This is a genomic window from Flexivirga sp. YIM B11880, assembly GCF_058148645.1.
The window spans coordinates 39,469-63,845 of the sequence record NZ_JBMAMH010000012.1 but is presented as its reverse complement, the minus strand read 5'-3'; the positions used below and the strand labels follow the sequence as shown (position 1 = coordinate 63,845).

Genomic DNA, 24,377 nt, shown 5'->3' with positions numbered 1-24,377 from the left:
CTCCTCGGTGCTATCGGGCGGTGGCGCGCAGCGGTGGCGGCGACAAACGTCCGTCAGTCTATGTCGTTCGGTGTGGATTTCCACCGGATACTCCATGGCCGATACGTCGTCGTGACCGCCAGCCGGCCCCCGATAGGCTCGCCGGGTGCTCACCGCCTCCTTTCCCGCAGCTGTCTTCGGCACCAACTGCTATGTGATCGCGCCCGGGAAGGGCGAGGAGTGCGTCGTCGTCGACCCCGGCATCGGCGTCGTCGAGACGTTGCGGGACGCACTGGCGGAGCTGCGGCTACGGCCCGCCGCGGTCCTGCTGACGCACGGTCACGTGGATCACGTCTACTCGGTGACGCCGGTGTGCGGCGGCAGCACCGCGGCATACATCCACGCCGACGACCGCTATCGGCTGGTCGACCCGCTGAGTTCGCTCGGCCCGCAGCTGGTCGGGATGTTCGAGCAGCAGTTCGGGGCGGCACCGACGTGGACGGAGCCGGAGGACGTCGTCGAGATCCGCGACCACGAGACGTTGCAGCTGGCCGGTATGACGTTCGACGTGCGACATACGCCCGGGCACACCGAGGGCTCCGTGCTCTTCGGCATCGGCGAGGTGCCCGACGGCCTGCCGGCCGAGGCGGACGTCGACTCCACGGTGCTCTCCGGGGACACGCTCTTCGCCGGCTCGATCGGCCGCACGGACCTGCCCGGCGGCGACGGCGAGGCGATGAACCGCTCGCTGCGGGACGTCGTGCTGACGCTGCCCGACACCGCCCTCGTGCTGCCCGGCCACGGGCCGGGCACCACCATGGCGCGCGAACGCGCCACCAACCCCTACTTGCAGAACCTCTAGAGGACTCATGGCAACCAAGGTCACGCCCATCAGTGGCTTCCAGGAATGGCTCCCGGCCGACCGCATCGCCGAGCTCATCGTGCTCGACACCATCCGCGAGGTCTTCGAGCTGCACGGCTTCGCGTCCATCAACACCCGTGCGATGGAGACGGTCGACCGGCTGGCCGGGCAGGGCGAGGACGCCGACAAGGAGATCTACGGCGTGCGCCGGCTCGCCGCCGGCCCCGACGACTCCGGTGAGACCTCGCTCGGGCTGCACTTCGACCTGACCGTGCCGTTCGCGCGTTACGTGCTGGAGAACTCCGGCAAGCTCACCTTCCCGTTCCGCCGCTACCAGATCCAGCCGGCCTGGCGCGGCGAGCGGCCGCAGCGCGGCCGCTACCGGGAGTTCATCCAGGCCGACATCGACATCATCGACATCGGCTCGCTGCCCGACCACTACGAGGCCGAACTCCTGCTCGTCGTCGCCGACGTCTTCTCCCGGCTGCCGATCGGCGACTACCGCATCCACGTCAACGACCGGAGGATCTGCGAGGGCTTCTACCGCGGGCTGGGCATCGAGGACGTCTCCGGCACGCTGCGCATCGTCGACAAGCTCGACAAGATCGGCGCGGACGCCGTGCGCAAGCTGCTGCTGGACGCCGGTTGCAGCGAGGAGCAGGCCAAGCAGTGCCTGGCGCTGGCCGAGATCAGCAGTCCGGACACGGGATTCGTCGACCAGGTCCGGGCCCTCGGCGTGCGCCACGAGCTGCTCGAGGAGGGGCTGGCGAAGCTTGCCGCGATCGTGCAGGTCGCGAACGAGCACGCTCCCGGCGTCGTCCTCGCCGACCTGCGGATCGCGCGCGGGCTCGACTACTACACCGGCACGGTCTACGAGACGATGCTCGAGCGCGACCCGGGCTACGGGTCGATCTGCTCCGGGGGCCGGTATGACGCGCTCGCGACCGACGGCAAGCGCACCTTCCCCGGTGTCGGCATCTCGATCGGGGTGTCCCGGTTGCTCGGCAAGCTGATCACCGAGGAGGGGCTGACCGCGTCCCGCGAGACGCCGGCCGTGGTGCTGGTCGCCGTCAACGACGAGGACAGCCGCCGCGACTCGATGCGCGTGGCCACCGCGTTGCGCGCCCGCGGCATACCGACGCTGGTGGCCCCGAAGGCGGCGAAGTTCGGCAAACAGATCCAGTTCGCCGACCGCCGCGGGATACCGTTCGTGTGGTTCACCGGCGCCGACGGCGACCAGGTGAAGGACCTCCGCAGCGGCGACCAGGTGCCGGCCGACCCCGCGTCGTGGACCCCGCCGGAGGCCGATCTGCGCCCATCACTTGTCAGTCCCCCCGCCCACGACGCCTGACCCCCCGCCCGCCGGCCCCTTTGCCGAGAGGCTCACTAATCGTCGACAGGCTCAGAAACACGGGCCGGATCGGGCCGTTTTGCTGAGCCTGTCGAGGCGTTTCTGAGCCTCTCGGCATGCGGGGAGCGGTGCAGGTCGGCGTCGTGAATGGTGGGGCGGTCACGGTCGCCATGGCGCAGGCCGAGCGACGCGAGGTATGCCGCGGCCAGCGCCTCGATCACCGCGTCGTCCCCGTCGCGCCAGCCGGACACCACCTCGGCGCCGATGCCGGCCAGCGTGCGAGGCTGCAGCCGGGTCAACGCGTCCAGGGCGAGGAGGTCGGCACCGCTGGGAAGCGTCGCCAGCCTGGCCGCCCGACCGGCCCGGCGGGCGTAGCCGATCCGGACGACGAGCCAGCCGAAGACCGCCGCGAGCACGGGCACCAGCGCGATCTCGAAGCCGATGGCAGCCCCGAGCGTGCCGAGGTTGTCGGCCAGTTGCCCGCCGGCGTGCTGCAGCGTGGTCGATGCATTGGCGGCGTGATCGACGGGCCGGCGGATGTCGTCGCCGATCATCGGCGTGTGCGACAGCACGCCGGCCGCGTCGTGCAGGTTGCGGGCCAGGCCCCGACCGCTCGTCTCGATCTTTCGGGCACCCGCCTCGGAGCCCGAGACGTGGTCGTGCACATACGTCCCCAGCCAGAGCCAGGCCGCCACCCAGCCGGCTGTCGCCACGTCGTACCCGGCTTGGCGGATGGCGCGGGACCGCTGGGCGGCATACAACTTCACGAGCGGTGTCCTCCGTGCCCCTTCACGAAGGTGCTGACGTGACTCGTGAGAATGTCGTTCCATGGGCACCTCCTCGCTGGAGCGGTCGATGCGCGGCTGGCTGGATCATCTGCGCGTCGAACGCGGCGCGTCGCCGCACACCCTCCGGGCCTACGAGCGCGACCTGCGTCGCTACGCCGATCACCTGACGGGACGCGGCATCGACGACGCCCGGGCCGTCGGCGAGGCCGACATCACCGACTTCCTGGCGACCCTGCGGGAAGGCGATCCCGAGCACCAGCCGCTGGCCGCGTCCTCCGCGGCGCGGACCCTGGTCGCCGTCCGCGGCTTCCACCGCTTCCTCACGCTCGAAGGGGACACTCCGCAGGACGTTGCCGCCGCGGTGCCGCCGCCCACGCCGCCGCGACGACTCCCCAAGGCGATCCCGCTGGACCAGGTCGAACGGCTGCTCGCGGCGGCGAGCGTGGGTGACACGCCGGCGTCGCTGCGGGACCGTGCGCTGCTCGAGCTGCTCTACGGCATCGGCGCGCGGGTCACGGAGGCGGTCAGTCTGGACGTCGACGACGTCGACTTCGCGTCCGCCACCGTGCGAGTGCTCGGCAAGGGCGGCAAGGAGCGGGTGCTGCCGCTCGGCCGGTATGCCGCGGACGCGCTCACGGCATACCTCACGCGAGCGCGGCCGGCGCTCGCGACCCGGGGGACCGGAACACCCGCCCTGTTCCTCAACCAGCGCGGGGGACGGCTGTCCCGGCAGTCGGCCTGGAACGTCATCCAGGCCGCGGCAAAGCGCGCCGACCTGCCCGGTCACCTCAGTCCGCACACGCTGCGGCATTCGTTCGCGACGCACCTACTGGACGGCGGCGCGGACGTGCGGGTCGTGCAGGAGCTGCTCGGCCACGCATCGGTGACGACCACCCAGATCTACACGATGGTGACGGTGCAGCAGCTCCGGGAGGTCTTCGCCAGCTCGCACCCGCGCGCCACCTGACCCGGCGAGCCTCCCGACCCGCGGCGTGCGACGGATGTAATAGGTTTGACCGCGATCGCCGAGAGGCCGAACGAGTTACGGGAGCGCGCAGTGAGTTCGAAGGAGCAGGTCGGGCCGACAGGGCGCCCGCTGCCCACCTTTCCCCGGCCGGCTGAGCTGAAGAGCCACGGCCCCGCACGCGTCATCGCGATGTGCAACCAGAAGGGTGGCGTCGGCAAGACCACCAGCACCATCAATCTCGGCGCCGCGCTGGCCGAATACGGCCGCAAGGTGTTGCTCGTCGACTTCGACCCGCAGGGAGCGCTCTCGGTCGGGCTCGGGATCCGCGCGCATGAGCTGGACACGACCGTCTACAACCTGCTGGTGTCGCGTGAGCACGACATCCACGACGTGATCCAGCAGACGGCCAACCCGAACCTCGACGTGCTGCCGGCCAACATCGACCTGTCGGCGGCCGAGGTGCAGCTGGTCGGCGAGGTCGCCCGCGAAATGGTGCTCGCGCGCGTGCTGCGGCCCGTTCTCGACGACTACGACGTGATCCTGATCGACTGCCAACCCTCGCTCGGCCTCCTCACGGTCAACGCGCTGACCGCGGCACATGGCGTCGTCATACCGCTGGAGTGCGAGTTCTTCGCCATGCGCGGAGTCGCGCTGCTGGTCGAGACGATCGACAAGGTGACCGACCGGCTCAACCCGCGGCTGGAGATCGACGGGATCCTGGCCACCATGTATGACGGTCGCACCCTGCACAGTCGCGACGTCATCCGTTCGGTGGTGGGGCATTTCGGGGACAAGGTGTTCCACACGGTGATCAGCCGGACGGTGAAGTTCCCGGACGCCTCGCTGGCTGCCGAACCCATCACGACCTACGCGTCCGGACACGGCGCGGCCGAGGCCTATCGGCAACTGGCGCGCGAGCTGGTGTCTCGCGGCGCAGCGGCCTGATGATCCCTGATCGAGCCGACTCGACGGACACCGACTCCAGCCCGCCCGAAGCGGTCCCCGGAGGTGTCCTCACCCGGCGGGCTGCGTCGACACCCTTCGAGGTGCACCTCGATGTTTTCTCCGGGCCGTTCGAGCTGCTGCTCGGGCTGATCTCCAAACACAAGTTGGACGTCACCGAGATCGCCCTGGCCAAGGTTACCGACGAGTTCATCGCGCACATCCGGCATGCCCAGGATCAGCAGGCCGACTGGGATCTGGGCCAGGCGTCGGAGTTCGTGCTGATCGCGGCAACCTTGTTGGACATCAAGGCAGCTCGGCTGCTGCCTGACCTGCGCGCGGACGATGACGACGACCTGGCACTCATCGAGGCACGCGACCTGCTCTTCGCCCGGTTGCTGCAGTACCGCGCGTTCAAGGAGGTGTCTGCCGAGTTCGCCGAGCGGATGGCGTCCGCCGGCCGGATGACGGCCCGGCAGGCCGGGCTGGAGGACCGCTTCGCCAAGCTGCTGCCCGAGCTGATCATGAACGTCACGCCGGATCAGCTCGCGCGCATCGCGGCTCATGCCATGGTCCCGCGGCCGGAGCCGACGGTCGGGCTGACGCACCTCCACGCGCCGGCCGTCAGTGTGCGTGAGCAGGCCGCGATCGTCATCGGTGAGCTGCGGGACCGGCGCCAGGCCAACTTCCGGTCGCTGGTCGCGGACGCCGAGTCGACGCTGGTGATCGTCGCGCGCTTCCTCGCGCTGCTCGAGCTCTACAAGGAGTCGGTGATCACGATGGACCAGCCGGAAGCACTGGGGGAGCTGATCGTGCACTGGACCGGAGACGACCGCGGACAGGTCGAGGTCAGCGCCGAGTTCGACGACGACCGCACGGAGGAGACCGATGACTGACGAGCCGATCCCGCCCGACGAGGCCACCGAACCGGACGCGGAGCAGGAGCCGACCGCCGAGGAGGCCACGTTCGACGTGCGGGCGATGCCCGGTGGCGCACGCAGTGCGATCGAGGCGGTGCTCATGGTGGTCGACCAGCCGGTGACCGCTGCCGAGCTCGCCACCGCGCTGGAGCTTCCGGAGCCGGAGGTCACCGGGATCATCGAGGAGCTGGAGCGCGAGTATGCCGAGCAGCAACGCGGATTCACGCTGCGGTGCATCAACGACGGGTGGCGGGTCTACAGCCGTCCGGACTACGCACCAGCAGTGGAGAAGTTCCTCCTCGACGGACAGCAGGCCAAACTGACCCAGGCGTCGCTGGAGACGCTGGCGGTGATCGCTTACCGGCAGCCGATCTCGCGCTCGCGGATCAGCGCGGTCCGCGGCGTCAACGTCGACGGGGTCGTGCGGACGCTGCTCACTCGCGGGCTGATCGTCGAGGTGGGGACCGAGGGCGAGCAGGGTGCGATGCTGTACGGAACGACTCCCTACTTCCTGCAGCGACTCGGGCTCACCTCGCTCGACGAACTGCCGGCACTGGCGCCATACCTGCCCGATGCAGATGTGGTGGACGAACTCATTGCGCAGGGACACGGATGACAGGCAACAGACGAAACAATCAGCCTAGCAAGGGATTTCGTGGCCGGGGCCGCCCGCAGGGCGGTCGCACCGGTGGTGCGGGCCGGCCGGCACGGACCCGTGGCGGTCAGCCGCGGCGTCCGCAGACGCAGCCGCCGAAGGCACCGAGCAGGCCATACGTCGACGTGCACGACCCGGACGGCGTGCGGCTGCAGAAGCTGCTGGCCGCGGCCGGCGTGGGCAGCCGGCGGGTCTGTGAGGATCTGATCCGGCAGGGCCGGGTCTCGGTGGACGGCAACGTGGTTCGCGAGCTCGGCGTCCGCATCGACCCGCTGCGCCAGACGGTGCACGTGGACGGCGAGCGCGTGCAGCTGGACGAGTCGCGGGTCTACCTGGCGTTCAACAAGCCGTTGGGCGTCGTGTCGACGATGAGCGACGACATGGGCCGGCCGTCGGTCGGCGACTACGTCGAGCAGCGCAAGGAGCGCCTCTTCCACGTCGGGCGGCTCGACGTCGAGACCGAGGGTCTGTTGCTGCTGACCAATGACGGCGAACTCGCCAACCGGCTGCAGCACCCGTCCTACGGCGTGCCGAAGACCTATGTCGCGATGATTCCCGGGCCCGTGCCGCGCACGCTCGGCAAACAGCTGCGCGAGGGCGTCGAGTTGGAGGACGGCAAGGTGACGGTCGACTCGTTCAAGGTCGTCGACTCCACGCCCGGCTGGGCGCTGGTGGAGGTCGTGCTGCACGAGGGTCGCAAGCACATCGTGCGTCGCATGCTGGAAGCCGTCGGCCACCCCGTCGAGTCGCTCTCCCGCACCGATGTCGGGCCGGTGCACCTCGGTGAGCTGCGTCCCGGCAAGATGCGGCCGCTCACCCGGCAGGAGGTCGCGGGGCTCTACAAGGCGGCGGGGCTTTGAGCGCCGACGGAGCCGAGGATCGCAGCGCAGCGAGGACCGGAGGCGAGGGAAGAGGCGCGACAGAAAGTGTGACCGATACACCCACCGTTCGCATCGTCGGCACCGGGCTGATCGGCACCTCCATCGGCCTTGCGTTGTCGCACAAGGGTTTTCGAGTGCTGTTGACCGATCCGTCGCCGACCGCGCAGGCGCTGGCGGCGGATCTGGGCGCGGGAGTCGTGGACGACGACAGCGTCACGGACCTCGTCTTCGTCGCGGCGCCGCCGGACGTCGCGGCATCCGTCGTCGCCGACCAGTTGAAGCGCTGGCCGACCGCCGTCGTCGCCGACGTCGCCTCGGTCAAGCAGCGGGTCGCCGACGACGTGCGCCGGCTGGTCGATCCCACCCAGCTGCATCGGTATGTCGGCAGTCACCCGATGGCCGGTCGTGAGCGCTCGGGCGCCGTCGCGGCGCAGGCCGATCTCTTCGAGGGCCGCACCTGGGTGGTGTGCCCGCAGGACGAGACCGATCCCGACGCCGTCACGCTGGTGCAGGACCTGGCCCGCGCCACGGGAGCAGCGGTCGTCGCGATGCCCGCTGACGAGCACGACGCGGCGGTCGCGGTCGTGTCGCACGTGCCGCAACTCGCGGCGTCCGTTGTCGCCGCGCAACTGCGGGAACTGCCCGAGAGTGCGATCGCGTTGTCCGGCGGCGGGATTCGCGATGTCACCCGCATCGCGGAGAGTGACCCGATGCTCTGGACGCAGATCCTCGCGGGCAACGCGTCGGCGGTGGCGCCGGTGCTCGACCGAGTGATCGCGCAGCTGACGACCGTCGCGCGGTCGCTGGACCAGCTGGCGGCGGACGACAGCACCGCCGACGGCAGTCGGGGAGCGGTGGCGCGATTGATCTCGGACGGTCAGCTGGGCCATGCCCGGATCCCCGGCAAGCACGGGTCGGCGCCTGCGACATACGCGACGGTCATCGTGCCGATCCCGGACGAGCCGGGGTCGTTCGCCAGGCTCTTCAACGATGTGGGGGACGCGGGCATCAACCTGGAAGACCTGCGGATGGAGCACGGCGTCGGTGCGATGGTCGGCCTGGTCGAGCTCTCGGTGCTGCCGGCGGTCGTCGACCGGCTGCGAGAAGTGTTGGAGCACAAGGGATGGAGTGTCCATGAGTGAGCGCAGCGAACGGCCAAAGGACTCAGGACGAATGGCGGGACCCGACGAAGGAGGGGACGGGCATGAGTAAGCCGCTGGTCATTGCGATCGACGGCCCGTCGGGCACCGGCAAATCGAGTGTGTCGAAGGCGGTCGCCCGGCGACTTGCTCTCAGCTATCTCGACACCGGTGCGATGTACCGCGCACTGGCCTGGTCGTGTGTCGCCGCCGGCATCGACCTCGACGACGCCGACGCGGTGAGCGAACACGCTCGCACGTTCGACCTGCGGATGGGCATGGATCCGGCGGCGCCCACCGTCGCGGTCGGTGAGCGGCGGATCGACCGCGAGATCCGGGAGGACGCCGTCACGTCCGTCGTGTCCCGGGTCGCCACGAACCTGGCGGTCCGTGCCGACCTCAAGCAGCGTCAACGCGATCTGATCGCCCAAGGCGTCGCCGCGACCGGTGGTTGCGTTGCAGAGGGTCGCGACATCACGACGGTCGTGGCACCCGATGCGCCGGTGCGAATCCTGATGACGGCGAGCGAAGAGGCCCGTATGGCGCGCCGGTCCCGCCAGCTGCGGGTCGATGTCGAATCCACCAGGTCGCAGATCGTGGACCGGGACCGGACGGACTCGACGGTCTCGCAGTTCAGGACCGCGGCCGACGGAGTCGTCGCCATCGACACCTCCCACCTCGACTTCGCCCAGTCGGTCGAGGCGGTGCTGCAGGTGGTGAGCGAGGTCACCGAGGGCGACCCGCAGCGAATGACTCGGAGATGAGGAACGGAGCTTCGAGTCAGCGCTGTCGCCCACGGCTGGTTGCGGGGTGCCGCAAGCTGGGCTTCGGACTCGCGCACGCGTTGTATGACGTCCAGACGCTGCACGGTGACCGCATGCCGGCCACGGGACCGGTCATCGTGGTGTCCAACCATGTCGGATTCCTCGACGGGCCGATGGTTTTCATCTTCGCGCCGCGCCCCCTGCGCTTCCTGGTGAAGCGGTCCTACTTCTCGTCGTCGTGGGGTGTGTTCCTCAGAGCGACGGGGCAGATCCCGATCGACCAGAACACCGCGGACCGCGATGCGCTGGCCGCCGCGCGCGAGGTGCTGGTCGATGGTGGCGCGCTCGGCATCTTCCCGGAGGGCACCCGCGGCTCGGGCGCGGTGCGGACGGCACAACAAGGAGCCGCGTTCCTGGCACAGGTGACCGGAGCACGCATCGTGCCCGTCGCCGTGCTCGGCACGAAGGGCACCGGCGGCCGCGACTCCTGGCCGAAGCTGCGCGGATCGGTCCGGCTGGTGGTGGGCGAGCCGTTCGTGCTCACCAAGCGGGTCGGCGTGCCGGGCCGGCAACGGCTGCGCATCGCGACAGAGGAGTTGCGGACGAAGCTGGCCGCCCATGTCCTCGAGGCGACCCGGGAGACCGCCCTGGCGCTGCCGGAGGGTGCGCCCGAATAACGGATTCGGGTCCTCGTCAGGGATGATGGGGCAATGTCTGATTCCACCCACGACGAGTCCGTCGAGAATGCGCTCCGGGTCGGCCTGGACGATTTCGAGCTGAGCGACGAGGACCGTGCGCTGCTCGCGACCGACGGCACGGGCGCCGGTGCGGCGGAGGAGGCCGCCGCCCGTCCGGTGGTGGCGATCATCGGCCGGCCCAACGTCGGCAAGTCGACGCTGGTCAACCGGGTCCTCGGCCGCCGCGAGGCCGTCGTCGAGGACGTGCCGGGTGTCACCCGTGATCGGGTCGCCTACGACGCCGAGTGGTCCGGGCGCGACTTCACCCTCGTCGACACCGGCGGCTGGGAGGTCGACGCGAGCGGCATACACCTGCGGGTCGCGGAGCAGGCCGAGGTCGCCATCGACCTGGCCGACGCCGTGCTCTTCGTGGTCGATGCCAAGGTCGGCGCCACGGACACCGACGAGGCCGTCGTGAAACTGCTGCGCCGTTCGAAGAAGCCGGTCGTGCTGGTGGCCAACAAGGTCGACGACCAGAAGACCGAGCTCGAGGCGGCCGCGCTGTGGTCACTCGGACTGGGGCAGCCGTGGCCGGTGTCGGCGTTGCACGGCCGGGGGACCGGCGACGCGCTGGACGCGCTGCTCGACGTGCTGCCGGAGAAGTCCGCCGTTGCGGCATACGGACGCGGTGGCCCGCGCCGGGTCGCCCTCGTCGGGCGCCCCAATGTCGGCAAGTCGTCGCTGCTCAACAAGCTCGCGGGCGAGGACCGCGTCGTCGTCGACAACGTGGCCGGCACGACCCGTGACCCGGTCGACGAACTCATCGAACTCGGCGGGAAGACCTGGCGATTCGTCGACACGGCCGGCATCCGGCGGCGGGTACACCTGAGTCGAGGAGCGGACTACTACGCCTCACTGCGCACCCAGGCCGCGATCGAGAAGGCCGAGGTCGCGGTCGTGCTCATCGACGCCGAGGAGAACATCGCGGAGCAGGACGTGCGCGTCGTGCAGCAGGTGATCGACGCCGGGCGGGCGCTGGTGCTGGCCTTCAACAAGTGGGACCTGCTCGACGAGGAGCGTCGCCACTACCTGGAACGAGAGATCGAGCGTGACCTGTCCCAGGTCTCCTGGGCGCCGCGAGCCAACATCTCGGCGGTGACCGGTCGGCATCTCGACCGGCTCGTTCCCGCGCTCGAGATCGCGCTGGACTCGTGGGACCAGCGCGTGCCCACCGGCCGGCTCAACTCCTTCCTCGGCGAGGTGGTGGCCGCGCACCCACACCCGGTGCGCGGTGGGAAGCAGCCGCGCATCCTGTTCGCGACCCAGGCGTCGACCCGTCCGCCGCGGTTCGTCATCTTCGCCTCCGGCTTCATCGAGGCCGGCTACCGCCGCTTCCTGGAGCGCCGGCTGCGTGAGGAGTTCGGCTTCGAGGGCAGCCCGATCGAGCTGTCGGTGCGGGTGCGCGAGAAGCGTCGCCGCTAGCACGCACGATGTGGTTTGTGGCCGGCGTGGACGGTAGTCACACCAGTCCTCACGAGACTTCCTCGGTCACGGACCATCGCTGTGTGACCTTGAACTGGTCGTATGAGGCGAGGCTGACTGATGTCAGTCCACCGACGACCTGCGTTGGAATCAGGTAGAACTGCAGATCCCCATCGATGACGAAGAAGGCGTCGACGTCGTCCGGATCATACGGTGAGGACGCATGTCCGCTTTGTGCGATCCCCGCGATCCAGGAGGCACCAACTTTCCAGGTGCTGCTCTTGACCTGGATGCGTTGCGTCGCACCGCTTCTGATCACCACCAGGTCGTAGGCGCACGGCTCGAGAGGCCACGAGACGTCATACCGGCACAGGGTGAACCATGCGGCGGCCATCATCGGCGCGGCCCTGCGAAGCATCTCCGGCGCTGGCAAGTCGGGCGTGGAGTCAGCGGTATGACGGGGTGGACACAAATGGTCCGTCGACAGCACGAGGCGGATGGCGTGTCCTTTCAGGGTGGGGGCCCAGGACCCGCCTCTCAAGCCGAGCCGATCCGCCACCTCCGTCCAACTCGAACTCGCCGAAACGGCAAGGGCCAAGTCCTGGTCGGTCCATCTGCGCTGGCCCCGGATCCAGTCCCAACTCGTCGGCGCGACGCCGCACGGAGCGCTGCGCTGAAGCCGAGGTTGCCGTCAGACCGAGCTCACGAAGCACGCCCCGCCAGGACGTGACAGCGCTGATCGCGGCTGCCAGCTGTTCGTCCGAGTAGCTTCGACATCCGCCCATGGACGCAACGCTAGGCGGCACCACCGACAGTGAGCGTGACCGGTTTTCGGACCTGTGGTGCCCTGCGGTATCGTTCATCCGGCACGGCCGCGATCTCGTGGCCGAGCAACGGGCTGTGGCGCAGTTTGGCTAGCGCACTTGACTGGGGGTCAAGGGGTCGCAGGTTCAAATCCTGTCAGCCCGACGGACGAAACCGCCGACTTGTCGGCGGTTTTCGTCGTCTTGGGCCGATACACCCGGCGGCGCGGGCGAGAGTCAGCAGCGTGCATAACTCGCGACGGTCGCGACTTGCGCGCGGGAAGCGGCCCGGTGGCGTGCATAACTCGCGACGGTCGCGACTTGCGCGCGGGAAGCGGCCCGGTGGCGTGCATAACTCGCGACGGTCGCGACTTGCGCGCGGGAAGCGGCCCGGTGGCGTGCATAACTCGCGACGGTCGCGACTTGCGCGCGGGAAGCGGCCCGGTGGCGTGCATAACTCGCGACGGTCGCGACTTGCGCGCGGGAAGCGGCCCGGTGGCGTGCATAACTCGCGACGGTCGCGACTTGCGCGCGGGAAGCGGCCCGGTGGCGTGCATAACTCGCGACGGTCGCGACTTGCGCGCGGGAAGCGGCCCGGTGGCGTGCATAACTCGCGACGGTCGCGACTTGCGCGCGGGAAGCGGCCCGGTGGCGTGCATAACTCGCGACGGTCGCGACTTGCGCGCGGGAAGCGGCCCGGTGGCGTGCATAACTCGCGACGGTCGCGACTTGCGCGCGGGAAGCGGCCCGGTGGCGTGCATAACTCGCGACGGTCGCGACTTGCGCGCGGGAAGCGGCCCGGTGGCGTGCATAACTCGCGACGGTCGCGACTTGCGCGCGGGAAGCGGCCCGGTGGCGTGCATAACTCGCGACGGTCGCGACTTGCGCGCGGGAAGCGGCCCGGTGGCGTGCATAACTCGCGACGGTCGCGACTTGCGCGCGGGAAGCGGCCCGGTGGCGTGCATAACTCGCGACGGTCGCGACTTGCGCGCGGGAAGCGGCCCGGTGGCGTGCATAACTCGCGACGGTCGCGACTTGCGCGCGGGAAGCGGCCCGGTGGCGTTTTCCGGCTCGCCGACGGCGGCCAAGATCGACGGTGATCACGTCCGCGTGGAGATGATCGATTCGATGCCCGACCACTGAACGGGTCACCTCGGACGAACTTCCGTCGCGCGGTGGTATGGCGCGGGGCGGGCTGAAGCCGCACCGACACTCCCCGTCAGCCGCCGAACGCCTTGGCGGTCGCAGCGGACGGCACGCCGAGGCCTGTGCACGCGTCCCAGCCCGGTCCGGCGGAAAAGGCACCGTTGCTGCCCGAGGTGACGTCGCGCAGCGCGTTGGAGGCCTTCCCGGGTGTGACTCCGGCATACAGCTTGGCTTGTGCCAGCCCAACCCGCTGACCGGTCAGCTGCGCGATGCGGGCGACCAGGCCGGCCCACAGCGGTGCAACGGCCGACGTGCCGCCGATGACTTCCGCGGAGCCGTCGACATACACCTGGTAACCCGTCACCGGGTCGGCGTCGGCAGCCACGTCCGGGACACCGCGCCCGGGGCTGCCGCCACCGGACTGCGGCACGCCCGCCGAGGACTGCCACGACGGCAGCGGGAAGACATCACTGACTCCGCCTCCCGTCGCGCCACCGGATCCTCCGTCGTTCCAGACCGTTTCGCTCTGCACCGTGCCGCCGGAGGCATGCAGTGTGGTCCCGCCACAGCCGAGCACGTGCGGGCTGGCGGCGGGGAAGTCCACGTGCTTCGCGGCGCCGGAGGTGTCGTTGTCGGCACTGCCGTTGTCGCCCGCCGCAACAGTCACGGTGATGCCGAGGGCGACCGCGTCGGCGAACGCGTTGTCCATCGCGGTCCGTGCCTGGGCGGTCCACTGGTCCTCGCTCTGACCCCACGAGATGCTCATCGCGACCGGTGTGGGCGTCGCATGCGTCGCGGCAGTGATCGCGTCGAGGAAGCCGGCGTCGGTGTTCGGGCCGAAGTAGACGACGATGGACGACTTCGGCGCCAGCGCGCCGGACACCTCGATGTCGAGCAGCACCTCGCCATCAGCACCCTGCGGGTCCTGGCCGGGCGTGTTCTGTGCCCCGTCGACGCCCTGAGCGGTGACCTTGGGCGTCGCCAGCCCGAGCCCGGAGAAGTAGGTGTCGAGGTCCGATTGCGCGAAACCACCGCCCAACTCGATGATCGCGATCGTCTGCCCGGACCCGTCCGCGTCCGGCATGCCGTAAACCGTCGCCAGCTCCAGGGGTGTGTATGACGTGGAGACCGCCTTCGGATCGACGAAGATGCTGCGCGTCTCCGCCTGCCGCCGGTTGTCCAGACCGAGCACCGCCACGACGACGCCCTCCAGTGCCGCGGGCACCGAGAGCGATCCGGCACGCACTCGGTGCTGTACCCCGCGGTGCTGCGCCAGGTGCAATTCGGTCCCGAAGAAGCCGCTGAGCGCGGACACCGAGCCGGAGATCCGCATCGTTCGCGACGCGGCATGTTCGGCGACGACGTCCAGTCCTGCGCCGCTGACCGCATTCCGCACCGTTTCGAGGTCGGCCGGGTCGGCGCCGTAGTGCTGGGCCAACTCCTCACGAGTCAGTGGCAAGGCGTCACTGTCGTATGGCGGCAACTGTGCCGGCCGACGCAGCACGACCGTCACCTCGACCACGTCCTCGGGCGGCGCTGCGCCGATGATGGTTCCGATGGCGGGACGCTCGCTGCCGGGCAGCGCGACGAGTTCGAAGGACATCCTCCGAGTATGTGCCCGCAAGCGCCGGAGAGGTGGTAAGCGCGTTCAGCAGAATCGGGCGGGGTCGGTGAAGGCCGGCGCGGTGGCTCCGTCCGGGCCGAGTGCGAGTGACGCCGCGATCGCGCCGTATCCGGTCGCCATCTTGAAGCCGGCACCGCTGAAACCCGTTGCTACGACGATGCGTCGAGAGCCGGGCGCGAAGCCGAGCAGGGGAGCGCCGTCGGTCGTGTAGAGGTCGGGGTAGGTGTCGGAGCGCACGACATACGGGATGAGACCGGGGAAGTAGCTGGCTGCGGTCTGCCGCACCTCGCTCATCTCGGCCTCGGTCGGTGTCCGCAACAGGTCGTCAGGGTCCTCGGTGCGGCGAGCCCGTCCGTCCAGACTTGCCTTGACGGTCGTGCCGTCCAGGGACGGAGCGCCGTACATCGAGGTGCCGCGGGCGATTCGGATGAAGATGGGGAAGACCTCCGGTGCGAAGGCCGCCGGATCGCGGGTCTCGAACCAGGTCAACAGGATCCGGGTCGGATAGACGCTCGAGCGCAGCGGCTCGGGCAGCAGCTTCGCGGCCCAGGCGCCGCCGGTCACGATCACCCGGTCGACGGTCCACGAACGGTCCGCCGACTCGATCCGCACCCCGTCACCGGTCTCGGTCACGGCCGTGACAGGCGTATCGGTGAGGACTGTCGCGCCCCGGCGCTCGGCGCACTCGATCGCCGACAACACGGCGGTGTCGGTCTTGAGGTAGCCCGCGTGCGGGTCCCAGACACCGACCTCGTCGTCATCCAGATCGTGCTGCGGGTAGCGCTCCGCCATCTCGGCACGGTCCAGGATCTGGTGCTCGGCGCCCACCGCCCGGATCGATTCCAGCAGCGCCGGAATGTAGTCGCCGTCGCGATGGCCGATGGACAGGCCGCCGCTGCGCCCGAAGACCGACCGTCCGGACTCCTCCTCGAGCTCGCCCCACAGGTGCCGCGAGCGCTGCAGGATCGGGTAGTAGGGATCGGTGCCGCGGTAGGTCATCCGGAACAGCCTCGAGTCACCGCCGACCGCGCTGCGCGGGTGGGCCGGTGTGCGTGCCTCGAAGCCGAGCACCGAGCTGTCCTGCCGGCTGGCCTGCCACAGCGCCATGCTGCCGATGCTGCCGGTGCCGATGACGGCGGTGTGCGCGTCTGTCACGGTCAGAGAACCTTCTTGAGGAATTGTCGGGTGCGGGCTTCTTGGGGGTTGGCGAGCACCTCGCGGGGGTCGCCGCGTTCGACGATGCGCCCGTCGGCCATGAAGAGCAGGCTGTTGGCCACTTCTCGGGCGAAGCCCATTTCGTGGGTGGTGACGAGCATGGTCATGCCGGCGGTGGCCAGTTGCCGCATGACGTCCAGGACGTCGCCGACGAGTTCGGGGTCCAGGGCGGAGGTGGGTTCGTCGAAGAGCATCACCTTGGGATCCATGGCCAGCGACCGCGCGATCGCGACGCGTTGCTGCTGACCGCCGGAAAGTTGGGCGGGGTAGTGCTTTTCGTGGCCGGCGAGCCCTACCTGGTCCAGTAGCTCACGCGCCTTTTTCGTCGCGTCGGTCTTCGAGGTGCGTTTCACCAGGGTTTGGCCGACGGTGATGTTCTCCAGCGCGGTCATGTTGGGGAAGAGGTTGAAGGATTGGAAGACCATGCCGATGCTGGTGCGCTGCCGGCGCAGTTGGCCGCGGGGGAGCGGACGGTAGTGGGTGGCCTCCTCGACATACCCCAGGTGTTCGCCGTTGACCTTCAGCACCCCGGAGTCGATCTCCTCCAAACCGTCGATGCAGCGCAGCAGGGTGGATTTGCCGGAGCCGCTGGGGCCGATCAGGACGCATACCTCGCCGGCGGCGATGTCCAGGTTGATGTCGGTGAGCACGGTGTGCGGGCCGAAGGATTTGACCAGTTTGCGGATGTGGACGGTGCCGGGGCCGTCTGCCGCGCCGAGTCCGGCCGGGCGGAAGGGTTCGGTGAACGGGGTGCTGGTCATGCCGGCACCTCCTGCAGCACGGTGGGTTCGGCGATCGCGCGGCGCGATTTGCCGTAGTAGGCCTCGATCTTCGATTGCGGGTAGTTGAGCAGCAGGGACACCACCAGGTACCAGATGCACGCGACGAGCAGCAGCGGGATCGTCTCGTAGGTGCGCGCGTAGATCAGTTGCACGCTCTGCAGCAGGTCGGCGACCCCCAGCACGCTGACCAGGGAGGTTTCCTTGAGCATGCTGATCAGCTGGTTGCCGGTGGCGGGTATGACGGTCGGCATGGCCTGCGGGATGATGATCTTGCGCATCTTCTGGCCCTCGCTCATCCCGATGGAGTCACCGGCCTCCAACTGCCCCTTGGGGACGGAGTTGAAGCCGCCTCGGACGATCTCGGCCATGTAGGCCGCTTCGTTGAGCGACAACCCGATGATGGCGGCGGAGGTGGCGCTGATCAGGGCGTTGGTGTCCAGCTTGCCGCCCAGTGGGGTGAAGGGTATGCCGAGGCGGATGTTCGGGTAGAGCGCGGCGATGTTGAACCACAGGATGAGCTGCACCAGCACCGGCGTGCCGCGGAACAGGTTGATGTAGCAGACCGCGATGATCTTCACCGGCAGGATCTTCGAGGCGCGCATGACCGCGATGAACAGCCCGAGGACGGTGGCGATCACCATCACCAGCACGGTCATCCAGATGGTCAGCCACAGTCCCTTCAGCACCGTGCCGGCGGTCAGGTACTGCCCGATCGTGCCCCACTGGTAGCGAGGATTGGTGATCAGCGTGTACGCGACTCCTGCGGCGACCACCGCGCAGACCGCCCACATGAGGTATTCGTAGAGCCCGCGCCGGTGGATCCGCGGCTTGTCGGTGGCGTCCATGCGGGCTCAGTTCGACACGGACGTCGCGATCGAAGCCTTGCTGATCGCGCCGCCGCCGAGACCCCAGTTGTCCAGGGCCTTCTTGTAGAGCGGACCGTCCATGACCGACTGCATCGCCTGCTGCACGGCCTTGGTCAGCGGCGAGTTCTTCTTCAGGCCGATGGCGACCAGGTCGGTCCCGAGCGACGCCGGCTTGTTGTACTGGTCCTGGTCCACGCTGAACGTCGAACCGTGCTGCTGCACGGCATACGCCAGCGACGGGGTGTCGTAGAAGATGCCCTCGATGCGGCCCGAGGCCAACTGGGTCAGCGCAGCGTTGACGTTGGGCAGCACCACTGTGCTGACCGCCTTCTTGCCGCCGGTGGTGCACTTCTTGGACAGCGCGGGCAGGTAGGTCTGCTGCTGGGTGGTGCCCGTCATGACGGCGATCTTCTTGCCGCAGATCGAACTGGTGTTGATGTCCAGCTTTTCCGGGTTGCCCGCCTTCGTCGCCAGTGACGATCCATCGGTCCAGTAGTTGATCATGTCCAGCACCTTCAGGCGGTCCGGGGAGGCGGACATGTCGGTCGCGGTGAAGTCGTAGCGTCCGCCGGTGAGCCCGGGGACGATCGTGTCGAACGAGACGTTCTTGATGTCCAGCTTCAGGCCGAGCTTGGCGGCGATCAACCGGGCGATGTCGACGTTGTAACCCTCCGGCTGGTTGCTGGTCGACAGGAACGATGTGGGCGGATACTGCAGGTCCATGGCGACCGAGATGGTGCCCTTGGACTTCACCGACGCCGGCAGCAGCTTGACCGCTGCCGGGTCCGCTTTCACGCCCTGCGCGATGTTGCCCTGCGTGCCCTTGGCACTGGTGCTGCTGCCGCCGCCGGCTGTGGCGCCACCGGCACCGGAGCTGCCGGTGGACCCGGACTCCCCACCGGAGGTGGAGCAGGCGGCGGTGCCGAGCGCGAGACACGCAACGGCGAGGAGCGAGATTGCTCGAGTCTTCATGGTGGGTCTCCTGATCAGCGTTGCGGCACGACGGCCGGTGTGGTGGGGTTTGCGCGCTCAGCGGGGGTGCTGGCGGCGAGGTTCGAATTCGCCCGGGACAGGTGCTGGGCGATGACCGTGGTGATCTGCTCGGGGTCGTGAGCACGTAGTGCGTCGATGAAGTCGCGGTGGTCCTGCATCAGCTCGTCGCCCGACGGCTTGGCGTTCTCCAGCCACGCCATGCAGGTGAGGGTCTCGGCCGAGAGCAGCTGGTATGCCGCCATCAGTCGTGAGTTGCCTCCGGAGGCGACCAGTGCCTGGTGGAACTCCAGGTCCGCCTGGGCGATCGCGAGCCGGTCGCCGTCGTCGAGCTGCTCACCCAGTGCCTGCAGTGCATCCTCCAGGTGACCCGCGGTCCGCTCCACTGCAGCATCGCCGGCGGTGATGATCGTGCGCGCAGCGTGGCTCTCGATCGCGGTGCGCGCGTCGTAGATCTCCTGGATGTCGCTGTCGCTGAACTCTTTCACCGTCACGCTCTTGTTGCGTTCGGAGACGAGTAGACGTTCGGTCACGAGCCGCTGGAACGCCTCGCGCACGGGGGACCGGGACACGCCGAGCTGTTCGGCGACGGACTTCTCGTTGAGCGCCTGGCCGGGAGCGAGAGCACCGGACATGATCAGCCGCCGCAACTCGGTGCAGACGCGGTCGGTGGTCGAGGTGAAGGTGAGCGGCGAGAGCCGCAGGGCTGAGTCCACGGGGGTCTCCTCATCGGTGGATGCCGAGCAATGTAGTGATGTTCATTGCATGCTGTCAACGGTATGTCGAATGTTGTCGACAATATTCCAGATTCGCGCTACTGTCTCCGGCATGCCGTCCGGCGCAGCCGCGGCATACCCGAACGCACGCACCACATCGAGCCGACCCCAGGGAGCGCTGACCGTGATCAACTACCGCCCGAAGTACGTGTCCTTCGACTGCTACGGCACTCTGATCAACTACCAAATCGACGCTGCGACAAGGAAAGTCGTGCGCGGGCAGATCAGTGACAAGGACTGGCCGGCGTTCCGCGAGTCGTTCAGCAAATATCGCTACGACGAGGTCCTCGACGCCTACCGCCCCTACCGGGAGGTGCTGCAGGACGCCTACGACCGGGTCTGCCGCAAGTGGCGGATCGAGTCCGACCCGACGGCCGGCAAGCAGTTCGGCGAGGCCGTCCTGTCCTGGGGCCCGCACGCCGACGTGCCCGTACCGCTCGCCAAGATGGCCGAGAAATACCCGCTGGTGATCCTGTCCAACGCGGACACCGAGTTCCTCGACGCCTCCGTGCCGAAGCTCGGCGCGCCCTTCCACGCGGTCTTCACTGCGGAGCAGGCGGGCTACTACAAGCCCCGCTACCAGGCGTTCGAATACATGGTCGAGCAGCTGGACGCGAAGCCGGAGGACTTCCTGCACGTGTCCTCGCACACGCGCTACGACATCATGCCGATGCGCGATCTCGGCTTCCCCAACCTGGTGATGCTGCGCCGCGGCTACGACCCCGCCGCGCACTCCTACGAATACGTCGACGTCGACTCGCTGGACGAGCTCAACCAGATGCTCGGGACCGACTGACAGCTGATGAAACTCGTCTCCTACTGGCAGGACACCGCCACGCCGCCGGGCGACTTCCGGCACACTCCGGTGCCGGACAAGGTCGACGTCGCCGTCGTCGGTGCCGGCCTCACCGGCCTCTCGGCAGCGCTCGAGCTGGCACGCGGGGGAGCCCGGGTAGCGGTGCTGGAATCACACTCGGTGGGCTGGGGAGCCTCCGGTCGCAACGCCGGTATGGCGACGACGGGTCTCGCGATCGGCTTCGGCCAGGCCGTCGCCCGCTACGGTCGCGATCGGGCGGTGGAGTACTACCTGGAATACGACAAGGCGATCAGCGCGGTCGAAACGCTGGTGCGCGACCACTCGATCGACTGCGATTTCGCCCGACACGGGAAGCTGTCGCTCGCGCTCACTCCTCGGGACGTGGCCGGCATGCGGCGCACCCAGCGGGAGGTGGCCGCCATCGGCGACCTGCCGGACCTCGAGGTGCTCGGCCCGGACGACATCCGCAAGGAGATCGGCTCGGACTTCTACCACGGCGGGATGGTCGATCCGCTCGGTGCCGGGCTGCACGTCGGGAAGTTCGTCAGCGGGCTGGCCGTCGCGGCGATCGCCGCCGGGGCCACCGTTTGTGAGAACGCGCCCGTGGTCTCGCTCGACCGCGACGGTGGCCGGCACGTCGTGCAGACCTCGCGCGGGCCGGTCCTCGCGAACGACGTACTCGTCGCGACCAGCGGCTACACCTCGTCACTGACGCCATGGCTGCAGCGGCGCGTCATACCGGTCGGCAGCTTCATCGTCTGCACGGAGCCGCTCGACCCCGAGCTGGCGGCGGAGCTGCTGCCCCGTGGGCGAATGGCCTCGGACGCGAAGATGCTGACGTACTACTTCCGGCTGACACCGGACGATCGGCTGCTGTTCGGCGGCCGGGCACGCTTCGCGCTGTCCAGCCCGGACTCCGATCTGCGCAGCGCGCAGATCCTGCGCAAGGCGATGACCGAGATCTTCCCGCAACTCGCCGAGGTCGGCATCGATTACACGTGGGGCGGACTGGTCGATCTGAGCATGGACCAGATGGTCCATGCCGGAGAGCACGACGGCGTGCACTACAGCGTGGGTTACAGCGGCCACGGCGTGCAGATGGCGACCTACTCCGGGCAGCAGATCGCGCGCAAGCTGCTCGGCGCGCGCGCCGACCTGCCGTTCCAGGACATCGGCTTCCGCGCCGTTCCGGGACACGTCGGGCCGCCCTGGTTCCTGCCGTTCATCGGCGCGGGCGCGCACGTCATCGACAAGTGGAACCTGCTGCGAGGAGGTAAGGCGTGACCGCGACCGCGCAGACCGTCGACCGGCCCGGCACGCTGACCCCGCCGCCAGGCGGGGCACTGATCGCCGGCGGGTGGCGGACGGCTCCGCTGGACCTTCCGGTGCACGACCCGGAGAACGGTGCCGTTGTCGGCAGGGTGAGCCGGTGTTCCGCCGACGACGTCGAGTCGGCGGTGCGAGCAGCGGCCGAATCGCTGGGTGACGACTGGCCGTTGCATGCCCGGACGGCATCGCTGCGCCGTGCGGCCGACCTCGTGCAGGAGCGCGCCGAGCTGTTCACGCAGGTGATCGCGGCCGAGGGTGTCAAGACCCTCGCCGAGGCACGTGCCGAAGTGGTTCGGTGCGTCGAGACGTTGCGCGTCGGCTCCGAATCCGGTGACGTGCTGACCGGTGAGACCCTGCCGACCGGTGCGAGTGCGCGAGGCGAGGGACGGATCGGCTGGTTCAGCCGGGAGCCGCTCGGTGTGGTGGCCGCGATCAGCAGCTTCAACGACCCGCTCAACCTGGTGGCGCACAAGTTCGTGCCTGCGATCCTGGCCGGTGCGGGCCTCGTGCTCAAGCCATCGGACCAGACCCCGCTGACGGCGCTGCATCTCGCCCAGGTGTTGCTCGAAACCGGTGTGCCGGCGCCTCGGCTGTCGGTCCTCTGTGGCGGTCCGGAGGTCGGCGAGGCGCTCACCGCGCACCCGGCTGTCGCGGTGGTGTCCTTCACCGGCGGCACGCGGACCGGCGCCGCCATCAGCCGGAACGCCGGCGTCAAGAAGCTGCTGATGGAGCTCGGCGGCAACAACGCGACGATCGTCTGCGCGGACGCCGATGTGGAGCTCGCCGTCCGCAAGATCGTCGACGGGGCGTTCGGCGTCGCCGGTCAGAACTGTCTGTCGGTGCAGCGCGTCTTCGTGGAGCAGCCGGTCTTCGACCGGGTGCTGGACGGGGTGTCGCGCGGTGCGTCGTCCCTGAGGGTCGGCCCGAAGCTCGATCCGGACACGAAGGTGGGCCCACTGGTCAGCGTGGCGGCCGCGCGGCGCGTCGCGGAGCTGGTCGACGACAGCATCGAGCGCGGCGCTCGGCTGGTGACGGGTGGCCGGCGCGACGGCAGCTTCTATCCGCCGACGGTGCTGACCGGCGTCCCGGCCGACGCGCCGATCCTGCAGGAGGAGATCTTCGGCCCGGTCGTCGTCATCGAGCCCGTCGCCACCGCCGCGGACGCCGTATGTCGGGCCAATGACTGCCAATTTGCCCTTCAAGCAGGGGTTTTCACTGCCTCGCTGGACAACGCGATGCGACTTGCACGAGCGATCACGGCTGGTGCGGTGCTGATCAACGACACCAGCGATTTCCGGCTGGACGCCATGCCGTTCGGCGGGTTCGGCCAGTCGGGCATCGGTCGCGAGGGCATCCGCTCCGCGACGTTGGAACTGACCGCACCCAAGTGTGTGCTGCTTCCGGAGCCGCGCTGAGCGGCGCGCGGTCGCCATACCTTGCAGCGTCGCCCGTCGACGGCGGCTACACCGCAGCGTCGTCGAGCGCACCTACCTTGGAACGAGCGAAAGGAGCAGGAGTATGACGGACGGGCGCAGCTATACGGTCGACCTCATCGCCGGTGATGGCATCGGTCAGGAGGTGGTGCCGGCGGCGACGCGTGTGGTGGACGCGCTGGCCGGCCGGCACGGTTTCCGGATCGGCTGGCGGGACCGGGAGTGGGGCTCGGCCTATTTCTTCGAGCATGGCCGGATGATGCCGGTCGACGGGATTGAGCAGTTGTCCGACGGCGACGCGATCCTGCTGGGGGCAGTCGGCCATCCCGACCTGCCGGATCACGAGACGTTGTGGGGGCTGCTGATCCCGATCCGGCGGGAGTTCCTGCAGTACGTCAATCTGCGCCCGGTCCGGGTGCTGCCGGGTGTGGTGTCCCCGCTGCGCGAGGTGGCGGACCTGGACATCGTCGTCGTCCGGGAGAACGTCGAGGGCGAATACTCCGCGATCGGTGGTCGCGCCTACCGCGGTAGTGCCGAGGAGTTCGCGGTGCAGGAAGCCGTGTTCACCCGCGGCGGGATCAGCCGGGTGGCCCGGTATGCGGCCGAGCTCGCGGCGTCCCGGAGCGGATCCCTGACGTCCGCAACGAAGTCGAACGGCATCATCCATTCGATGCCGTTCTGGGACGAGGTCGTGTCCTCGGTTGCCGCGCAGTTCCCGGACGTCCGGTTGCGCAGTGTGTTGATCGATGCGCTGGCCGCTGCGCTGGTGCTGCGACCGGCCGATTTCGACGTCATCGTCGCGTCCAACCTGTTCGGTGACATTTTGTCGGATCTGATCGCGGCCCTGGCGGGTTCGATCGGCATCGCGCCGAGCGCGAACATCAATCCGCCGCGCGATCACCCGTCGATGTTCGAGCCGATCCACGGGTCGGCACCGGACATCGCCGGCCAGGGCGTCGCCAATCCGGTCGGGCAGTTGTGGTCGGCGTCGATGATGCTGGACCACCTCGGCGAGGGCGCGGCGGCTGCCGCGCTGATGTCCGCGATCGAGGAGGTCATGGCCGCCGGAGTGCGGACCGCCGACCTCGGCGGTTCCGCCGGCACCGAGGAGTTCACCGCCGCGGTCCTGCGAACCATCGAGTCCAGCGCCGGCCGGGCCTGACGACTCACGTTCCGCACCAACACTTTC

At 69.0% G+C, this 24,377-nt stretch carries 23 protein-coding genes and 1 tRNA gene; 16 read left to right on the top strand and 8 right to left on the bottom strand.

What is annotated here, in order from left to right:
• Positions 1-145: 145 nt before the first annotated feature.
• Complete coding sequence (locus tag ACN8HC_RS15800) at positions 146-841, top strand: MBL fold metallo-hydrolase (protein WP_490075797.1); 696 nt, start codon at positions 146-148, stop codon at positions 839-841.
• Between the two features lie 7 nt (positions 842-848).
• On the top strand, positions 849-2,192 hold the full coding sequence (hisS, locus tag ACN8HC_RS15795) for a histidine--tRNA ligase (protein WP_490075796.1): 1,344 nt from the start codon (positions 849-851) through the stop codon (positions 2,190-2,192).
• Positions 2,193-2,227: 35 nt separating this feature from the next.
• Here hisS and ACN8HC_RS15790 read toward each other — a convergent pair whose 3' ends face one another.
• Positions 2,228-3,022, bottom strand: a complete 795-nt coding sequence (locus ACN8HC_RS15790) for a hypothetical protein (RefSeq protein WP_490075795.1) — start codon at positions 3,020-3,022, stop codon at positions 2,228-2,230.
• On the opposite strand from ACN8HC_RS15790, the gene xerD reads away from it, so the two are divergent.
• The 9 genes from xerD (at position 3,021) to der (ending at position 11,407) form a co-directional block, all read left to right on the top strand.
• Positions 3,021-3,947: a site-specific tyrosine recombinase XerD gene (xerD, locus tag ACN8HC_RS15785; RefSeq protein ID WP_490075794.1), complete on the top strand. Its 927-nt coding sequence runs from the start codon at positions 3,021-3,023 to the stop codon at positions 3,945-3,947. The two genes, ACN8HC_RS15790 and xerD, sit on opposite strands and share 2 nt — an antisense overlap.
• Before the next feature lie 90 nt (positions 3,948-4,037).
• Positions 4,038-4,892 carry a ParA family protein gene (locus ACN8HC_RS15780; RefSeq protein WP_490075793.1) on the top strand — a complete coding sequence of 285 codons (855 nt, stop codon included), beginning with the start codon at positions 4,038-4,040 and terminating at the stop codon, positions 4,890-4,892.
• Entirely contained in the window at positions 4,892-5,785 is an 894-nt protein-coding gene (locus ACN8HC_RS15775; RefSeq protein ID WP_490075792.1) for a segregation and condensation protein A, read from the top strand. Before ACN8HC_RS15780 ends, ACN8HC_RS15775 begins: the two co-directional genes overlap by 1 nt.
• Positions 5,778-6,425, top strand: a complete 648-nt coding sequence (gene scpB / locus ACN8HC_RS15770; RefSeq protein WP_490075791.1) for an SMC-Scp complex subunit ScpB — start codon at positions 5,778-5,780, stop codon at positions 6,423-6,425. Before ACN8HC_RS15775 ends, scpB begins: the two co-directional genes overlap by 8 nt.
• The gene (locus ACN8HC_RS15765; protein ID WP_490075790.1) at positions 6,422-7,324 is read left to right on the top strand and encodes a pseudouridine synthase; all 903 of its coding nucleotides are present in this window, start codon (positions 6,422-6,424) and stop codon (positions 7,322-7,324) included. Before scpB ends, ACN8HC_RS15765 begins: the two co-directional genes overlap by 4 nt.
• A 68-nt stretch (positions 7,325-7,392) precedes the next feature.
• A complete protein-coding gene (locus tag ACN8HC_RS15760; RefSeq protein ID WP_490075789.1) occupies positions 7,393-8,487 on the top strand; it encodes a prephenate dehydrogenase in 1,095 nt (364 codons plus the stop codon).
• Between the two features lie 62 nt (positions 8,488-8,549).
• Positions 8,550-9,248 (top strand): (d)CMP kinase, encoded by a 699-nt coding sequence (cmk, locus tag ACN8HC_RS15755; RefSeq protein WP_490075788.1) that lies wholly within the window; start codon positions 8,550-8,552, stop codon positions 9,246-9,248.
• Entirely contained in the window at positions 9,245-9,925 is a 681-nt protein-coding gene (locus ACN8HC_RS15750) for a lysophospholipid acyltransferase family protein (protein ID WP_490075787.1), read from the top strand. The genes cmk and ACN8HC_RS15750 overlap by 4 nt, the downstream gene beginning before the upstream one ends.
• A 33-nt stretch (positions 9,926-9,958) precedes the next feature.
• Positions 9,959-11,407, top strand: a complete 1,449-nt coding sequence (gene der, locus ACN8HC_RS15745; protein ID WP_490075786.1) for a ribosome biogenesis GTPase Der — start codon at positions 9,959-9,961, stop codon at positions 11,405-11,407.
• 49 nt (positions 11,408-11,456) lie between these two features.
• Here der and ACN8HC_RS15740 read toward each other — a convergent pair whose 3' ends face one another.
• A complete protein-coding gene (locus tag ACN8HC_RS15740; protein WP_490075785.1) occupies positions 11,457-11,966 on the bottom strand; it encodes a group I intron-associated PD-(D/E)XK endonuclease in 510 nt (169 codons plus the stop codon).
• Between the two features lie 335 nt (positions 11,967-12,301).
• Between ACN8HC_RS15740 and ACN8HC_RS15735 the strand changes: the two genes are divergently transcribed.
• Positions 12,302-12,376: transfer RNA gene (locus ACN8HC_RS15735), tRNA-Pro, on the top strand.
• Positions 12,377-13,429: 1,053 nt separating this feature from the next.
• Here ACN8HC_RS15735 and ACN8HC_RS15730 read toward each other — a convergent pair.
• Genes ACN8HC_RS15730 through ACN8HC_RS15705 form a run of 6 tightly spaced genes read right to left on the bottom strand, consistent with a single transcriptional unit; the run spans position 13,430 to position 19,549 of the window.
• A complete protein-coding gene (locus ACN8HC_RS15730; protein WP_490075784.1) occupies positions 13,430-14,959 on the bottom strand; it encodes a S53 family peptidase in 1,530 nt (509 codons plus the stop codon).
• A gap of 45 nt (positions 14,960-15,004) precedes the next feature.
• Complete coding sequence (gene solA, locus ACN8HC_RS15725) at positions 15,005-16,135, bottom strand: N-methyl-L-tryptophan oxidase (protein WP_490075783.1); 1,131 nt, start codon at positions 16,133-16,135, stop codon at positions 15,005-15,007.
• 2 nt (positions 16,136-16,137) lie between these two features.
• Complete coding sequence (locus tag ACN8HC_RS15720) at positions 16,138-16,956, bottom strand: amino acid ABC transporter ATP-binding protein (protein WP_490075782.1); 819 nt, start codon at positions 16,954-16,956, stop codon at positions 16,138-16,140.
• Positions 16,953-17,822 (bottom strand): amino acid ABC transporter permease, encoded by an 870-nt coding sequence (locus ACN8HC_RS15715; RefSeq protein WP_490075781.1) that lies wholly within the window; start codon positions 17,820-17,822, stop codon positions 16,953-16,955. Before ACN8HC_RS15715 ends, ACN8HC_RS15720 begins: the two co-directional genes overlap by 4 nt.
• A 6-nt stretch (positions 17,823-17,828) precedes the next feature.
• Positions 17,829-18,815 carry an ABC transporter substrate-binding protein gene (locus ACN8HC_RS15710; protein WP_490075780.1) on the bottom strand — a complete coding sequence of 329 codons (987 nt, stop codon included), beginning with the start codon at positions 18,813-18,815 and terminating at the stop codon, positions 17,829-17,831.
• 14 nt (positions 18,816-18,829) lie between these two features.
• A complete protein-coding gene (locus tag ACN8HC_RS15705; protein ID WP_490075779.1) occupies positions 18,830-19,549 on the bottom strand; it encodes a GntR family transcriptional regulator in 720 nt (239 codons plus the stop codon).
• 112 nt (positions 19,550-19,661) lie between these two features.
• Here ACN8HC_RS15705 and ACN8HC_RS15700 point away from each other — a divergent pair, with 112 nt between their 5' ends.
• The 4 genes from ACN8HC_RS15700 to ACN8HC_RS15685 all read left to right on the top strand — a co-directional run bounded on the left by ACN8HC_RS15700 (position 19,662) and on the right by ACN8HC_RS15685 (position 24,350).
• Positions 19,662-20,405, top strand: coding sequence for a haloacid dehalogenase type II (locus tag ACN8HC_RS15700; protein ID WP_490075778.1), 744 nt, complete (start codon positions 19,662-19,664; stop codon positions 20,403-20,405).
• A gap of 6 nt (positions 20,406-20,411) precedes the next feature.
• On the top strand, positions 20,412-21,710 hold the full coding sequence (locus tag ACN8HC_RS15695) for an NAD(P)/FAD-dependent oxidoreductase (RefSeq protein ID WP_490075777.1): 1,299 nt from the start codon (positions 20,412-20,414) through the stop codon (positions 21,708-21,710).
• Positions 21,707-23,170, top strand: coding sequence for an aldehyde dehydrogenase family protein (locus ACN8HC_RS15690; protein ID WP_490075776.1), 1,464 nt, complete (start codon positions 21,707-21,709; stop codon positions 23,168-23,170). Before ACN8HC_RS15695 ends, ACN8HC_RS15690 begins: the two co-directional genes overlap by 4 nt.
• A 103-nt stretch (positions 23,171-23,273) precedes the next feature.
• Complete coding sequence (locus tag ACN8HC_RS15685; protein WP_490075775.1) at positions 23,274-24,350, top strand: tartrate dehydrogenase; 1,077 nt, start codon at positions 23,274-23,276, stop codon at positions 24,348-24,350.
• Positions 24,351-24,377 lie beyond the last annotated feature (27 nt).